Here is a 13,602-nt window from a genome sequence, read left to right on the forward strand (position 1 = left end):
CGGGACTGCCCCCGGGGTGGGCTGACGGCGGGTTAGACGGCCATCCCGTAGACGATGGTGAACAAGGTTCCCAGCGATCCGATGATGAACACACCGGTCAGACCGGCAACGATCAGCCCCTTGCCCTGCTCGGCGCTGAATGTGTCGCGCAGGGCCGTCGCGCCGATTCGCTGCTTCGCCGCACCCCAGACCGCGATGCCGAGGCAGAGCAGGATGGCGATCGCCATCACGACCTCGATCATTACGCGGGCCTCGTTGCCCAAGGTCCCGAACGGCCCCCAGTTCGGGGCGATTCCGCCGATGATGGTGGTGATGTCGCCCTTTTCAGCTGCCAGGATCATGTAAGTCACCGCCCCTGTTGGGTAGTTCGGAGCCCGCGCCGCACGGCACGGGTCACCCTCTATCTTCGCTGATGAAACTGCTCTCGTACGACGACTTGGCGGCTCTCTTTACCCGGATCTCGTACATTTGACCGATCCGGCCGCCCTGACCTGCGGATCGAATCGGTGTCTGACCGTTGTACGTATGGTTACTCTGTGTATCACGGAGAGTGACGCCGGGCAATGATTGCCATCGCGCCACCCTGACCGAGACGCGCAGCGGGGCCTCAACCGCACCCATCAGGGCATCGGGCGCGAGGTCGGGGCGTCCGCCGGCCGGAGGAGCGGGTGGCGGGGACTGGGTGGGCGGGGCGGTGTCGTCCAGGCCGACGGTGGCCGGAAATCGCACCACGAACCGTCGAAGGGAAAGGTTCCGGCCTCGGCGAGCCGTGCGACCGTGTCTCCCTCGGTCCGGATGGCGGTGGCCTCCTCGGCCGTCCAGTACGCGGGGTGGCCGGTCTTCTCCGCGAAGGACTGCTCGTCCTTCCACTGCCAGGTCCGGTCCGGTGCCACGTTGATGTCCAGCTCGTGGTCGGCGATGTCGATGTCGTCGCCGTGATGGACGCGGCGTTCCAGATTGACGTACCAGCCCCGGAATTTCCGTCTGCGCCCGAACAGCCACAGGACGGAGTGCGCCGCGCCGGTGGGCTGGTAGAAGAGGGCGTTGCCCATCGGCCAGCGGTCGGCCACCACGGGGTAGCCCTCGGCGGGGCGCTCCTGCGGGGCGATGTCCCGCAGGTGGGTGATGCCGCGCGGGAGGGCCGTCCGCCACATCGGTGTGCCGGACTCCATCCACACCAGCTGACCCGCAGCCGTGCGTTCGACGAGGCGCACGGGTACGGAGGCGCTCAGGTGGCCGCCTATGAAGAAGTTCCAGTGCAGGATCTGCCCCGGCTTGTCGCTCATGCCCGCGTTCATGCCGATGATCATGCCCACGGGGGGCCGTCCGGACACGCGAACGGTCCTGCCCGGGTTGGTGCCGTGCCGTGCCCTGCGTCGGGCGCAGGGTCAGTGGCCGCCGCGGTTCTCCACGCACGGTCCCGTTCCCGGCTGCGGCTCGGCGTAGGCGCCGTGTACCTCGATGGTCAGTTCCTTCTCCGTCACGTGTCCGGACACGCACACGTCGCCGGTGTGAACGCTGTAGAACTCGTGCCAGATGTAGACGCCGTGCTGCTTCCCGCAGCCCAGACGCTGCAACGCCGCCGTGATCCGCTTCTCGCTGACGTCGCCCTCCTTGCGGGCCTTCTCCAGCTCGGCCTGGATGCGCGCGGCCGACGCCTCGCCCTTGGCGCGCTTGTCCGGCGTGAGCTCGGCCGACATGCGGTAGGCGTGGTTGTCGGCGTAGTTGGGGGGCCGGTCCTCGTTGTTCCCCTCCTGCGGTGCTCCGGTCGCGCTCCGGGTGGGCGAGGAGGAGGACGGGCTGGGGGGACGGGGGGTCTCGGTGGGCTGTGCGCACTTGGGCCGGGGGGTGAACGAGGGGCGGGGGATCGCCGACTGGGCCTGTTGTCCGGGTTGTTCGGTTCCGCACGCGGTCACGCCGAGGGCGAGGAGGGCGGCTGTTGCGGCTGTACGGCTGAGGCGCGTGGTGAGGGACATGACATGAGTGTCCGGTGCTGGGCTGCGCGTGGCATGAGCAGGGGTACTCGTCATGCCGACCGCGGCCCGGCCCCGACGGCCGCGCCCGCCCCGCGAGGGCGGTGCGGTAGCCCGTTACGAGCCCTGGACGTGGCGACCCGTCGCGGAGGCGAAGCCCAGCCAGGTGTGACGGTTGCCCGCCCAGCACCATCCGGCCTTGGGGGCGTTGCGGCGCTCACGGCCGTCGCGTCCGGTGCCGTTGCTGATCCAGATCGCCGGGGTACGGGCGTCCAGGGTGCCGTTCGCCTTGCGCAGCCGGGAGCCGATGGTCATGAAGCAGTGGTTGCGCTCCAGGGCGGCGGGCTGGTGCAGCACCCAGTGGATGCCCTCGGTGAGCAGCAGCGGGGTGCGGGCGTCCTCGGCGAGCGCGGGCAGCGCCTCGTTCGGGCTCCAGTTGGCCATGTGGTCGCCGCGGGCGACTCCGGTCAGGACGTAGAGGGGGGAGTCGGGGACCGCGACCGTGTCGAGCGGGGTGAACTGGTCGACGTCGGGCATGTCGACGACGACGAACCCCGGCTTGTCGTCGCGGCGGAGCAGCGGTGCGAGGGCGGAGGCGGGGGCGCGGTCCGGGTGCACGGCGAGCAGCCCGCCGTCGGTGGCCCCGGTGGCTGCTGCGGCCTCGGCTGCCTCGGCGAAGGCGCGGATCTCGGTGGCCGACAGTCCGGCGATCTCGTGGACCCCCAGCCCGATCAGCCGCTCGGCCTGTGCGCTCAGGGACGGAAGCGCGGGGAGAACGGTGGGGGTGACGGGGCTGGACTCGGGCACGGTGATCCTGCTCCTACGGCTGATGGTGACGTGATGACCGCAGAGGTAACGAGACGGCTCCGTCGGAACGTTCCCCTCACCCTCCGCCGCCCATGGAAGACGGATCTCTTCGCAGGTCCGGTCAGGTTTGATGGCCGGCGTCGAGCGTTACCTTGCTCCTGCTCAGCCGTTGAGCGGATCATGATTACTCGACGCTTGACCACTGCACTGGGCACGCTCGCTGCCACCGCCCTGCTCGCACTCTCCGTGCCTGCCACCACCGCCCACGCCGCCGAGTGCGGAGTCCGTTCCGACGGCCGGCTGTACTGCGGCAACGATGTCGGCGCGAAGGGCTACGCGGACCGCTCCTACCGTTCGGCGACCCGCGGCACGCTCACCTCCGGGTTCAGCTGGTTCGCCTGCTGGGGCCACGGCGATCCCCACCAGGGTCAGAACGACATCTGGTACTGGACGCAGCTCGACAACGGTCAGTGGGGCAACGTCCCGGCCGTCTCCGTGCACACCGGCGTGGACCCCGCTCCGGGCCTGCGCGAGTGCTGATCCCGTAGTGCCGGCGCGGCCGAACTGACCCCGAGCCCGCTCGGCGGCCCTGCCTGACCCGACGGCCCTGCCCGATCCACCGGGCAGGGCCGTCCCGCGTCCTCAGCCGGCCGCGAAGTGGTCGAACTCGCCCGCCCGGACGCCCTTGGTGAAGGCCTCCCATTTGGTGCGGGTGGTCGTGACGATGTTCCCGGGGTCGCTGGTCTCGCGCAGGTACACGTGATCGTCCGCCCCGAAGGCGATCTCGATCCACGGTCCGGGTCCGGGGTCCCCCTCGGGGGCCGCGCGGGTCCAGGTGAGGCCGGTTGGGCGCTCAGTCACGGAGCCCGCCCTCCTTGAGCGTGCGCAGCAGGGCGCCGAGGGCGGCGGGGGTGGTGCGGAGTATCGCGCCGCTGGGGTCGCCGGATTCGGTAAGGGCTATCGACCCGGGTCGGTCGGTGCCCACATGAACGCAGGCTTCGCCCTGTGCGCAGTACGACGACTTCTGCCAGGTGTACGGGGACATCGCGGTCCTTTCACAGGCCTCGGGCGACCTTGTGGATGAGGTCCTGGGACTTTACGGAGTTCAGGGAGGCTTCCTCGAGGCGTTCCAGCAGCAACCGGTACTGGGCGAGTTGGGCCTCCGCGTCGATGAATACCGGACCGTGCGACTGGTCGAGCTGCGCGGTGTCGAGTGCGGGCACTGGCCCGTGTACGTAGTACAGGGACTGCCCCGAGCCCGGGTAGTACGTGGCCTCGAAGGGGATCACGCGGATGGATACGTGAGGGAGCTCGCTCACCTTGAGCAGGTGCTCGAGCTGGCCCCGGGCGACGTTCGTTCCGCCGAACCTCATGCGCAGAGCGGCTTCGTGGATGACGGACCGATAGGGCGCAGGGCTCGGCCGGTAAAGCACTGCCTGGCGCTTGATGCGGTAGGACACCCGGTGCTCGATCTCGGGTGGGGACAGCTCCGGAACGGCCTGCCGGTAGATCTCCCGGGAGTGGTCGACGGTCTGGAGCAGGCCGGGGATATGGATGCTGTGTGCCGCGTGCAGGCTGGTTCCGTGGTGCTCTACCTCGGCCAGGTCGAGCAGCTTCGGCGGCAGGATCTCCCGGTACTCCTCCCACCAGCCGCGCGTGCGGTCGGTTGTCATGGATACGAGCGCCTCGACCAGGGCTTGGTCCGTGCAGGAGTACGTGTGGGCAGCGACCCGTACGCGTTCGGCGCTGACCCCGAAGCGTGCCACTTCTATGTTGCTGAGCTGCCCCGAGCTCGTCCCCAGGAGGTCGGCCGCCTGTGTGGTGGTCATGCCGGCGCGTTCCCGCAGTTTGCGCAGCTCGGCGCCGAGCCGTGCGCGGCGTGCGGTGGGGGCGGCTCTGCCTGCCATGTCGAACTCCCCTGGCATTACCTGCCGTTGGTTGTCACTCACACGAGTGGTTCGGAACAAGGATTCCGGTTTATGCGTGCAAGGAATCTTTGCATCGCTCTAGTCTCGACCCCAGGCCACCCGCCCGGAAGTACCCCGCTCGACGGAGCGGCCTCGTCACCGGGCAACCCGATCGCATCTTCCGGCTTCCCTCCGTGAACGGAGACTTCAATGGTCAGTGCCACCGTAGCGCCGCCCTGGACCTACACCCTCCAACTCCCGCAGGATCCCCGCGCTCCCGGCGTCGCCCGCGCCACCCTCCGTAACGTGCTCCGTGTGCACGGCATGTCCGAACTCACCGAGACCGCCGAGCTGTTGGCGAGCGAACTCGTCACCAACGCGTACCAGCACTCCTCGGGTCCGTACTCCCTGCGGCTGCGCGACGCCGGTCGCAGCCGGGTCCGGCTGAGCGTCTGGGACACCGACCCCCACATCCCCGCTCCGTTCCGGTGGGGCTCCCAGTCCCCGGCGGAGCTGGCCGAGCGGGGGCGGGGGCTGTACCTCGTCACGATCTACGCGGAGAGCTGGGGCGCGTACCCGATGCGCGGCGGGCTGCCGGGGCAGGGCGGGAAGCTGCTCTGGGTGGAATGCGCCGCCAAGCCCGACTGTCAGTGGGACGGTCTACCGTAACTGTGTGTAGTGATGGAGTGCCGGTTTCCTGGTGGCTGGGGGCGTGATGTCCGAAGCGTATGAGTACCTCTCGCAGTACGGTGGGACGGCCGCTGAGCGCGGTACGGAGCCCTCTCCACGCGCGCGCTCCGCGGCTGCCGCACCCGCTTCGCCGAGACGGAGGCCGAGACAGATGTCCGTTCCGGGACCGCTGCGCCCACCTCCGGGGAATCTCCGTGACGTCGCCGAGCAGATCGAAGAAGCGACGGGCCTGCGGGTGCAGGTCCTGGGAGGAAGTCTCGTGACGTCTCCGACTCCGCGCGGCAAACACGCGGGCGTGATTTACCGGCTGGAGGAGGCGATTCGCCCGGTTCTCTCCGTTGCTCTGGTAGCCGCCGAATCGGTCTCGATCGAGATGCCCGATGATGCGGATGACTACGTCACTCCAGATCTGACGGTGTGTCCGGCCGAGTTCCTGGAGTCCGACGACTGGCTCATCGACCCGCGGGATGTCGAGCTCGCCGTCGAGGTGATCTCGCAGTCGGAGAAGGCGCGCGACATCAGCCAGAAGAACGACTGGTACGCCGTCGCCGGGGTCGCCGCCCTGCTGGTCATCGATCCCCGGCACGGTACGTGGGCCCTGCATACGCGGCCGGAGGGTGGCACCTATCAGGAGAGGGCGGGTGGCAAGTACGGGGAGGAGATCCGGCTGCCGGATTCCCTCGGCCTCGTCGTTGCGACGGACGCGTTCCCCCGGTACGGGGCCGGGACCGGGGCGGGTACGTGAGCCGTGCCGTCGAGGACTCCAACCGCCGCATGCTGCGGGCCCGGGACGCGATGGACCGGGCGTATGCCCAGCCGCTGGACGTACCGGCGCTGGCCAAGCTCGCCCATGTCTCCGAGGCGCACTTCTCGCGCACCTTCCGGGCCACGTTCGGCGAGACGCCGCACCGCTACCTCCAGCGGCGCCGGGTCGAGCGGGCGATGTTCCTGCTGCGGGAGACCGACCGCAGTGTGACGGACATCTGCTTCGAGGTCGGCTTCGGCAGTACGGGGACGTTCAGCCGGACGTTCCGCGACATCGTCGGGCGGTCGCCACGTACGTACCGGAAGGAGACCGTGGCCATGGGGGTGCCGACGTGCTTCACGATGGCGTGGACGCGGCCGAGCGCCTGAGGGCCTCCGGCGCGCCCTGCTCAGCCGGTCTGCACGCGGGCGGCGGGGAGGTTGTCGAGGATCGCCGCGACGGTCTGGTCCGGTGTCTGGTCGGAGGTGTCCAGCCAGAGCCCGATGCGTGGAGTCTCCTCGCGCAGGGCGTGGTCGAGCGCCTCGACCGTCCAGAGGCCGTACCCGGTCTTCGGGCGCATCGCCTCTCTGGTGTGCACGGCAGCGGCGGAGGGGGCCGGCACGACGACGTACAGCGGCCGGGTACGCACCCTGGCGACGTACTGGGACAGGGCTTCCCCCAGGAGGATGTCCTGGACGACCGCGGTCCATCCGTGGTCGGCGTACTCGTCGGCGACGAGGGCGGACAGCCGGTAGCGCAGCTCCAGTTGAGCCTTGGCCTCGACGGTCTCCTCGGGCAGGTTTCCGGCCGGCCGGAGACCATCATGCGTCGGAAGGCGTCGCCCCGCACATGGGCGGCCCGGGGCAGCCGCGCGGCCAGCAGGCCGGCCACGGTGGACTACCCCGCCGCCATCACGCCGGTGGTCAGGACGACTGCGGGACCCGGTTCGGTGTCCATGAGGGCCTTTCCTCACAGGGGGTTCTGCTCTCGCGTCGGCCGCCCATGCTCCCACGCTCGACGTCCCGCGCCGTGGGGCGGGCCCGCATCGCACTCGTCCTCACGGGATACGGGCGCGGCCGCCATGGAGAAGACCCCGCACTGAGCAGTTCTGGATAAGTTTTCGCCCGGCAATCCCCGTAGCGTGATTCTCATGTTCAACGCAATCACACACTCGCAGCTGTACGTACTCGACCAGGACGAGGCCCTCGACTTCTACGTCGGCAAGCTCGGTCTCGAGGTCGCCGCCGACGCCGACTTGGGCTTCATGCGCTGGCTGGCCGTCAGCGTCCCCGGCCACCCCGAGCGCCAGATCCTTCTGGAGAAGCCGGGTGCTCCGGCGATGTCCGAGGAGACGGCGGCCCAGGTCCGCGAACTGGTGACCAAGGGGGCGATGGGTGGCTGGCTCATCCTCACCACCGACGACTGCCGCAAGACGTACGAGACGCTGCTCGCCCAGGGCGTCGAGTTCACCGAGGAGCCCACCGAGCGGCCCTACGGAACGGACTGCGGCCTGCGCGATCCCTTCGGCAACCGAGTCCGTTTCACACAGCCGAAGGCCGGCTGACCAAGTTCTGTCCGGGCACCTCGCCGGAGGTTCCCGGATCCGCCGGAAAGCCGAAGCGTGCATGATGGGCGCAGACTTCGGCTTTCCGGTGACGTCATTCCTCAGGCTGCGGAGAAGTGCCGGTGTAGGCACTCACGCGACCACCTGGAGGACGATCTTGCCCTGGATGTGGCCCTGTTCGGCGCGGGTGTGGGCCTGGGCCGCCTCGCTGAGCGGGAAGACACTGTCGATGGCGACCCGCAGCCGGCCGGCGTCGAACAGGCCAGCCAGCACGGTCAGTTGTTCGCCGCTGGAGTGCACCTGCCAGCCGCCGACCGTGATTCCGAGCTCGGTGGCGCGCTCGGGGTCGTACTCCCCGAGGAAGACGGGGGTGATGCGGCCGCCGCGCCGCAGGACCGGCAGGAACCGGTGGGCGTCGGGGCCGCCGACGGTGTCGACGAGGACGTCCACCTCCTCGTGCAGGACATCCTCGGCGGCGGTCTGCGTGTAGTCCACGAACCGGTCGGCGCCCAGGTCCTTGACGAACGCCTCGTGGCGGCCCGAGGCGATGCCGATCACGCGTCCGGCGCCCCGGGTCCTGGCCAACTGCACGGCGAAGTGGCCCACCCCGCCCGCCGCCCCGTTGACCAGGACCGTGCCGCCCGGCCCGAGGCGCAGATGCTCGACGAGGAACTGGTACGCGGTGAGCGCCGCCATCGGCACGGCCGCGGCCTCCACGTGGTCCAGCGTTTCGGGCTTGCGCGCCAGGTGGGCGGCGGGCGAGGTCGCGTACTCGGCGTATCCCGCGTGCCGGCCGGGGAAGTCCACCAGGCCGAACACCTCGTCACCGGCCTGCCATGCGGTGACTAGGCGGGGCTTGAGCTGGATATGGTGCCCTGAAGCCGGTCATGAGGGGGATCGCTTTGGAGCGACGGAAGGTGATCGGGATCGGTGCGGGGCTGGCGGTCCTGCCCGTCTGGTGGGCCCTGCGCCAGGTGGTGAACGGGGCCAGCGGGGCCAACGGGACCGACGGGACCAACGGGGACTGGCACACGGACACCGCACCGCTGGAGCGGGCGTTCCCGCTGCTGGGCCCGCTCACGGATGCCAAGTGGGTGAGCAGCCGGGACAACGACCGGGGCATTCCGTCGCCGGAGCTGGTGATCTCGGGCTTCGTCCGGCTGGCACCGGGGAGACTTGCCGAGTTGACGGCGGCCCACGCCTTCGTCTCCGAGGGGCCGGCCGATGACTTCACCTCGTGGTTCGAAAAGCCGCTCAAGGGTGAGGGGCCGGAGAGCCCGCACTGGATTCGGTCGCACGATCTCGACCGCGACGGGAGCGGCTACTCCACACATCTGTGGTTCGACCGTCGCAGCGACACCGTCCGCTTCTGGGCACTCAACCCGTATGGCTAGGACGCGTTTCGGGTGCGAGGGCCTTGCCGCAGCCAGGGGCCGTACTGACGACAGAGCCCCCTGACGGACCGCTGGGGTCCGGCAGGGGGCTCTGTCGGCCGGGTTCGGAGGGAGGGGGAGTCCGGTTACCCGGCCGGGTCGGGGAAGGCGCGGGTCAGGACTTGGTGTCGGCCTGGGTCATCGAGCTCACCGCGTCGGCGATGGTGCTCCGGTACAGACCCAGCTTCGGCTCGTTGACCTTCACGTCCGGGCCGAGCGGGAAGTTGAGCTGCTCCGCGTTGGGCATGTGGTCGCTGTCGGCCAGCACGTTCAGCTCGTTGATCCAGGTCACACCGTTGCCGCCGCTCGGGTTCAGGTCGATCACCGCGATGGCGGCGGTCTTGGGCTTGACCGGGTAGGCCGGAGCGCCGCCCAGGCCGCCCGGGACCAGCGGCTTGATGTCCCCGCTGTGGTCCTTGGCGCTGGCGCTGCCCAGGCTGACCCGGGGGAAGTAGCTCAGACCGCAGGAGTTCGCGCCGGTGTTGTTGATCTCGATCACCTGCTGGGTGGCCGAACCCTCACGGGCGTACACCCGCACCGACAGGTCCGCGCTCTTGCACGGGTGCTTGTAGGCGTAGCTGTCGCTGGTGTTGCCGCCGGACTTGGTGGCGCTGCCCTTGGACGTGTCCGTGCCGGCGTTGACCGTCTTCGAGGAGTCGCCGGTCTTCGCGGTGCCCCCGGACTCGGAGTCGGACTTGGCGGCGCCGTCGGTGGCGGCGGACTTGTTGGCGTCCGCCGAGGCGCCGGCCGGCGCCGAGTTGTCCGCCTTGCCGGCGGACTTCGTGCCGGTGCCGTCCCCGCCACAGGCGGTGAGGGCCAGAGCGAGTACGGCGGTGGCGGCGGCGCCGAGCATGGCGGTGCGCTTGCGGCTGCGGATCGTACGCATGAGGATTCCCCGTTTTCGGTGGTCGTGAGCGTGAGCGTGGTCGTGAGCGGTGGTGGCGTGCGGTGGTCAGGCGCACGCCGCTGGGTGTGACGGTGCGGACAGGACCGGGAATCTGCGGCGAACCGCACCCCCTCCCGGCCTTCTGACACCTGAAGCTTCCCGCTCGCCGCTCATGTTCTGCTAACGCTCGCCTGACGTCCCGCTGACGTCACCGGAATGGACGCGCGAATGCGGCCCTCGCTCATCCGTATGCCGGTCGGCCGGTCCGCCGTCCGCCGGTCGTCGGTCCCGTCCGCCGGTCCGTCGGTCTGCCGTCCGCCGTTACGCGAACCTGGAGCTCGGGACCGGGCCCGGGGAATCGACCTGGTCACGCGGGCGGGTGGCCCAGCCGCCCGAGGTGGCGCGCACGTACGCGGCGAACTCCGCATCGCCGTCCGGCGGAGTCTGGCCGTCGCCGGTGTCGGGCGTCCCCTCCGCCCGTACGATCTCGGCGGCGATGTCCGGTTCCGGGCGGTCGTCCGCGGGCACCTGCTCCGCACCGTTCTCGTCCATACGCATGCTCGGGTCCCAGGGCCTGATCACGGTCTGCACGAGGAGCGTGCTCACGTCGGCGGTGGCGATCGGCGGGTCCGTCCAGCAGGTGGCGTGCTCGAACAGGATCTGTCCGTCCGGCCGTCTGCGCAGGGTGACGGCCGTGTCCGGTTCGACCGCCGTGATGTCGTACGCGACGACGACGGTGTCCGTCCGCTGCGGGTCGTACGGCTCGGTGGGCAGGCCCAGCACCTGCGCCGCGGCGAGGCCGAGGATGCGGTCGCTCCGGCCGGGCAGCAGGGAGACGGAGCGGGGGGTGCGCCCCGTGGTGCGCAGGACGAGCGCCAGCCGGTCGATGCCGTGCCGGCACAGCTCGAAGGAGTCGCCCAGGTACGCGTACCGGCCGGTCATCGGGGAGTCGAAGCCGTACGGGGAGAGCATGGCCAGGTACCCGCCGGTGAGGGTGTAGTGCCAGCCGCGCAGATCCCGGTGGCCGAGCGGGCCCGCCTGCGCGGCGGTTTCGGCCCGGCGCAGCATGTCCGTGATGCGGCCGTGCGCCCACTCCCACTTGGCGTCGTCCGGTGCGGACAGCCGCTCGAAGGCCGCGCGGGCACGGGGAAGGTCGCCGGCGAACAGGGAGTTGTGGACGAGCAGGTACCGCTCGGGCCAGTCGGGCAGCTCGCCGCCGGGGGCGGCGAGTACGGCCGCCGCATCCGCGTGACGGTTCTCGCGTTCCAGGGCGGAGACGAGCTCGGCCCGCAGGGTCCGTGAGCCGGGCAGCTGTCGCAGGGCCTCGCGCAGGGCGGGGACGGCGAGGAAGGGGACGCCGCGCTCCACGCACGCGTACCCGAAGTCGTAGAGCTCCTGCGGACGGTCAGGATTGCGGGCCGCGGCACGGGCGGTGGTGGCGAGGTCGTCGAAGCCGACCGTGGTGGCGAGGCGGTGTACGAGCTCCGCCAGGTCCTTGAGGGGTGCCGCGTCGGCGAGGGGGCGCAGGGCCCGTACGGTGCCGGGCACGTCCCCGGCGTCCAGGAGCTCGGTCGCTCCGGCGAGTTCATTTGTCATCGCGGGTGATCCTGCGGGGAAGGGGCCGAGTCGCGCAACGTCATTTGCCCGCGATGATGCTCGTGACCACCGCCCCCATGGGGCACCATGCTTTCAGACGCCCGCCGCCGTGCGAGGTTCGTCGTCGAGCGCCGTTCCCAGCCGCTCGGCCGCGCGTCACGATGGTCGTGACCCCGGCGGGCGGGTCAACGTTAGGTGTGATGTGCCCAAGTCTGCCAGCGCAGTTGAGACCGCAGTCCTGCCGTCCGAGAAGCCGGTGCCGCCGCCCTTCATGCTGACACCACGGCAGGGGGAGGCCGCACGGGAGCTCCTCTCGTACGTGGTCGCCCTGCCGCTCGTCTCCGCCGACGCGCAGCTCCTCGCCGCCGTCGTGGCCATCCGGGCCGTGCGCGCCGGGATCGGCAACCTCACCGGCACCGACCTGCGGTCGTTGCGGCTGGAGGACCCGGAGGCGGCCGTCGCCGAGCTGTCCGCCGCAGGATGGCAGGTGCCCGGGTCGCTGATCGGCGGGGACCCGGACAAGCCGTCGGGGATCGTGGTGCCGGACCTCGCCCCGGGGGACGCGCACGCGTTGCCGCTGGGCAAGGGCGCGCGGTCGCGGGTGTCGGGCTGGCTGATGCGGACGCGGATGGCCAAGCCGGTCAAGAAGGCCACACCGGCCGCCCGGCTCGCCGCCGTGTTCCTGGCCGCCCACAGCGCCACCGATCTCCGCGGGCGGATCCCGGCCGGGATGCCCGCTGCCTGCCGCGACGCCCTTCCCGAACTCCTCACCAAGGGGTTCCTCGGCGAACTGTCCGGCGACGCGTACCGGCTGGCTCCGGTGGTGGGGCACCTGGCCGGCATCTTCCGTACCCCTGAGGAACTCGCCGTACTCGCGGAGCAGGAAGAGGCGCGGCGGGCGGCGCGCGAGGCGGCGGCCGCCGCCGAACCGGAGGAGGTCACCCCGGAGCGCTGGGCCGCGTGGAAGGGCACGGTCAGCCCCGCGCTGCTGCGGCACGTGGAGGCGGTGGAACAGTGCGCCCTGTGCCGGTTCTCCTTCGGCCGGGTCGCGAACGCGTTCATGACCTCGCCGTCGCCCGTTCCCGCGCAGCGCGCGGTGCTCGACGCGTACGGGACGTGGCGGGACGCGCACCCGGACTGCGGCCGGGAGGCCGCCGCGTTCACCGTGGCCTTCCGCGCGGAGCACGGCCACGGCCCGTCCTACGGTCAGCTGTGCAAGGGCCTGGGCTGGAAGAAGCTGTCGCGCTCGCTGCGCGGCTTCGTCGTGGGCCGGATCCTCGCCGACGGATGGCTGACGGACACCTCTCCGGTGCCGTGGACGCTGCGCCCGGGGAAGGCCGCACAGTCGCAGGGGATCGCCCTGCCGGGGCAGGCGGCGGCGGCCCGGACGGCTCGCTGAGCGGGGTGCGGTCGGTGCCTGCGGTGGTAGGTGGTTGCCGCATGGCGCCCGGCGCGCGGTTCAGTGGTCGCGTGCGGGAAGGCGGTCCAGGCCGGTCTCGGCCATGATGCGGTCCGTGGTGCCGGCCAGGGTGCTTCCGGCGCCGATCACGGATTCCACGCCGCCGGGGAGCAGGTCGAGTGGCCGGTACCAGGCGCTCAGCTCGGCCTCGCCGTACTCGTCCGCCTGGGGCTTGGTCGCGTGCCGGCGCAGCGTCTCCCGGAACGGGATGTCCAGGTAGTAGCAGTGCGTGGGGCCGCGGTGCTCCTCGCGCAGCCGCTGGAGCATCGGCGCGTAGTGCTCGGCGTACAGGATGCCCTCGACGACCACGTGGTAGCCGGCGTCGAGCGCGTAGCGGGCGACGGTGTCGATGAGGCCGATGTTCGCGCCGCCGGGGCGGTCGTGCTCGCGCAGGACGATCCGGCGCAGATTGTCCTGGCCCACCAGCGCCAGACCCCGGCCGAACCGCTGCCGGACGGCGGCGGCGACGCTCGACTTCCCGGAGGCCGAGTTTCCCCGCAGGAGTACGAGCCGGGTCTCGGCGGTGCCCACCCTCATGCGGG

General features: G+C 70.8%; 18 protein-coding genes and 1 pseudogene. 7 read left to right on the forward strand and 12 right to left on the reverse strand.

The window, feature by feature from the left end; translation table 11 throughout:
• Nucleotides 1-32 precede the first annotated feature (32 nt).
• From OG782_RS19790 to OG782_RS19805, 4 genes are all read right to left on the reverse strand, one after another.
• Complete coding sequence (locus tag OG782_RS19790) at nt 33-341, reverse strand: hypothetical protein (protein ID WP_018101695.1); 309 nt, start codon at nt 339-341, stop codon at nt 33-35.
• Nucleotides 342-620: 279 nt separating this feature from the next.
• Nucleotides 621-1,310, reverse strand: a complete 690-nt coding sequence (locus tag OG782_RS19795) for a DUF402 domain-containing protein (protein WP_406459163.1) — start codon at nt 1,308-1,310, stop codon at nt 621-623.
• A 78-nt stretch (nt 1,311-1,388) separates the two neighbouring features.
• Nucleotides 1,389-1,976 carry a hypothetical protein gene (locus OG782_RS19800; protein ID WP_406452757.1) on the reverse strand — a complete coding sequence of 196 codons (588 nt, stop codon included), beginning with the start codon at nt 1,974-1,976 and terminating at the stop codon, nt 1,389-1,391.
• Between the two features lie 114 nt (nt 1,977-2,090).
• Complete coding sequence (locus OG782_RS19805) at nt 2,091-2,780, reverse strand: DUF5701 family protein (RefSeq protein ID WP_406452759.1); 690 nt, start codon at nt 2,778-2,780, stop codon at nt 2,091-2,093.
• 195 nt (nt 2,781-2,975) lie between these two features.
• On the opposite strand from OG782_RS19805, the gene OG782_RS19810 reads away from it, so the two are divergent.
• Nucleotides 2,976-3,320: a hypothetical protein gene (locus OG782_RS19810; RefSeq protein ID WP_406452761.1), complete on the forward strand. Its 345-nt coding sequence runs from the start codon at nt 2,976-2,978 to the stop codon at nt 3,318-3,320.
• 102 nt (nt 3,321-3,422) lie between these two features.
• On the opposite strand, the gene OG782_RS19815 is transcribed toward OG782_RS19810, so the two are convergent.
• From OG782_RS19815 to OG782_RS19825, 3 genes are read right to left on the reverse strand one after another with little or no spacing between them, the layout of a single operon-like run.
• Nucleotides 3,423-3,641, reverse strand: a complete 219-nt coding sequence (locus OG782_RS19815; RefSeq protein WP_406452763.1) for a DUF397 domain-containing protein — start codon at nt 3,639-3,641, stop codon at nt 3,423-3,425.
• On the reverse strand, nt 3,634-3,825 hold the full coding sequence (locus OG782_RS19820; protein WP_406452765.1) for a DUF397 domain-containing protein: 192 nt from the start codon (nt 3,823-3,825) through the stop codon (nt 3,634-3,636). Before OG782_RS19820 ends, OG782_RS19815 begins: the two co-directional genes overlap by 8 nt.
• A 10-nt stretch (nt 3,826-3,835) precedes the next feature.
• Complete coding sequence (locus tag OG782_RS19825) at nt 3,836-4,687, reverse strand: Scr1 family TA system antitoxin-like transcriptional regulator (RefSeq protein ID WP_406452767.1); 852 nt, start codon at nt 4,685-4,687, stop codon at nt 3,836-3,838.
• 210 nt (nt 4,688-4,897) lie between these two features.
• Here OG782_RS19825 and OG782_RS19830 point away from each other — a divergent pair, with 210 nt between their 5' ends.
• The 3 genes from OG782_RS19830 (at nt 4,898) to OG782_RS19840 (ending at nt 6,511) form a co-directional block, all read left to right on the forward strand.
• Nucleotides 4,898-5,356 carry an ATP-binding protein gene (locus tag OG782_RS19830; protein ID WP_406452769.1) on the forward strand — a complete coding sequence of 153 codons (459 nt, stop codon included), beginning with the start codon at nt 4,898-4,900 and terminating at the stop codon, nt 5,354-5,356.
• Nucleotides 5,357-5,528: 172 nt separating this feature from the next.
• Nucleotides 5,529-6,122, forward strand: coding sequence for a Uma2 family endonuclease (locus tag OG782_RS19835; RefSeq protein ID WP_406452771.1), 594 nt, complete (start codon nt 5,529-5,531; stop codon nt 6,120-6,122).
• Nucleotides 6,119-6,511: a helix-turn-helix domain-containing protein gene (locus OG782_RS19840; RefSeq protein ID WP_406452773.1), complete on the forward strand. Its 393-nt coding sequence runs from the start codon at nt 6,119-6,121 to the stop codon at nt 6,509-6,511. Before OG782_RS19835 ends, OG782_RS19840 begins: the two co-directional genes overlap by 4 nt.
• A 20-nt stretch (nt 6,512-6,531) precedes the next feature.
• On the opposite strand, the pseudogene OG782_RS19845 reads toward OG782_RS19840, so the two are convergent.
• Nucleotides 6,532-7,013, reverse strand: a pseudogene (locus OG782_RS19845) (phosphotransferase).
• Between the two features lie 259 nt (nt 7,014-7,272).
• Between OG782_RS19845 and OG782_RS19850 the strand changes: the two are divergent.
• Complete coding sequence (locus tag OG782_RS19850) at nt 7,273-7,686, forward strand: VOC family protein (RefSeq protein WP_406452775.1); 414 nt, start codon at nt 7,273-7,275, stop codon at nt 7,684-7,686.
• Nucleotides 7,687-7,818: 132 nt separating this feature from the next.
• Here the strand turns inward: OG782_RS19850 and OG782_RS19855 are convergent, their stop codons facing one another.
• The gene (locus OG782_RS19855; protein ID WP_406452777.1) at nt 7,819-8,493 is read right to left on the reverse strand and encodes an NADP-dependent oxidoreductase; all 675 of its coding nucleotides are present in this window, start codon (nt 8,491-8,493) and stop codon (nt 7,819-7,821) included.
• A 95-nt stretch (nt 8,494-8,588) separates the two neighbouring features.
• On the opposite strand from OG782_RS19855, the gene OG782_RS19860 reads away from it, so the two are divergent.
• Nucleotides 8,589-9,080: a hypothetical protein gene (locus OG782_RS19860; protein WP_406452779.1), complete on the forward strand. Its 492-nt coding sequence runs from the start codon at nt 8,589-8,591 to the stop codon at nt 9,078-9,080.
• Nucleotides 9,081-9,234: 154 nt separating this feature from the next.
• Here the strand turns inward: OG782_RS19860 and OG782_RS19865 are convergent, their stop codons facing one another.
• Nucleotides 9,235-10,005 (reverse strand): DUF4232 domain-containing protein, encoded by a 771-nt coding sequence (locus OG782_RS19865; protein ID WP_406452781.1) that lies wholly within the window; start codon nt 10,003-10,005, stop codon nt 9,235-9,237.
• A 321-nt stretch (nt 10,006-10,326) separates the two neighbouring features.
• Nucleotides 10,327-11,601: a hypothetical protein gene (locus OG782_RS19870; RefSeq protein ID WP_406452783.1), complete on the reverse strand. Its 1,275-nt coding sequence runs from the start codon at nt 11,599-11,601 to the stop codon at nt 10,327-10,329.
• A 271-nt stretch (nt 11,602-11,872) separates the two neighbouring features.
• Here OG782_RS19870 and OG782_RS19875 point away from each other — a divergent pair, with 271 nt between their 5' ends.
• The gene (locus OG782_RS19875; protein WP_406459165.1) at nt 11,873-13,000 is read left to right on the forward strand and encodes a hypothetical protein; all 1,128 of its coding nucleotides are present in this window, start codon (nt 11,873-11,875) and stop codon (nt 12,998-13,000) included.
• 60 nt (nt 13,001-13,060) lie between these two features.
• Here OG782_RS19875 and OG782_RS19880 read toward each other — a convergent pair whose 3' ends face one another.
• Nucleotides 13,061-13,597: an AAA family ATPase gene (locus OG782_RS19880; RefSeq protein ID WP_406452785.1), complete on the reverse strand. Its 537-nt coding sequence runs from the start codon at nt 13,595-13,597 to the stop codon at nt 13,061-13,063.
• Between the last annotated feature and the right edge of the window lie 5 nt (nt 13,598-13,602).

It is taken from the genome of Streptomyces sp. NBC_00876 (assembly GCF_045207435.1).
Lineage (GTDB): Bacteria > Actinomycetota > Actinomycetes > Streptomycetales > Streptomycetaceae > Streptomyces.

Coding starts and splice junctions, on each gene's coding strand:
- OG782_RS19790 (WP_018101695.1), bottom strand. CDS start 341: ATGATCCTGGCAGCTGAAAAGGGCGACATCACCACCATCATCGGCGGA.
- OG782_RS19875 (WP_406459165.1), top strand. CDS start 11,873: ATGCTGACACCACGGCAGGGGGAGGCCGCACGGGAGCTCCTCTCGTAC.
- OG782_RS19795 (WP_406459163.1), bottom strand. CDS start 1,310: ATGATCATCGGCATGAACGCGGGCATGAGCGACAAGCCGGGGCAGATC.
- OG782_RS19850 (WP_406452775.1), top strand. CDS start 7,273: ATGTTCAACGCAATCACACACTCGCAGCTGTACGTACTCGACCAGGAC.
- OG782_RS19870 (WP_406452783.1), bottom strand. CDS start 11,601: ATGACAAATGAACTCGCCGGAGCGACCGAGCTCCTGGACGCCGGGGAC.
- OG782_RS19825 (WP_406452767.1), bottom strand. CDS start 4,687: ATGGCAGGCAGAGCCGCCCCCACCGCACGCCGCGCACGGCTCGGCGCC.
- OG782_RS19835 (WP_406452771.1), top strand. CDS start 5,529: ATGTCCGTTCCGGGACCGCTGCGCCCACCTCCGGGGAATCTCCGTGAC.
- OG782_RS19865 (WP_406452781.1), bottom strand. CDS start 10,005: ATGCGTACGATCCGCAGCCGCAAGCGCACCGCCATGCTCGGCGCCGCC.
- OG782_RS19830 (WP_406452769.1), top strand. CDS start 4,898: ATGGTCAGTGCCACCGTAGCGCCGCCCTGGACCTACACCCTCCAACTC.
- OG782_RS19800 (WP_406452757.1), bottom strand. CDS start 1,976: ATGTCCCTCACCACGCGCCTCAGCCGTACAGCCGCAACAGCCGCCCTC.
- OG782_RS19820 (WP_406452765.1), bottom strand. CDS start 3,825: ATGTCCCCGTACACCTGGCAGAAGTCGTCGTACTGCGCACAGGGCGAA.
- OG782_RS19880 (WP_406452785.1), bottom strand. CDS start 13,597: ATGAGGGTGGGCACCGCCGAGACCCGGCTCGTACTCCTGCGGGGAAAC.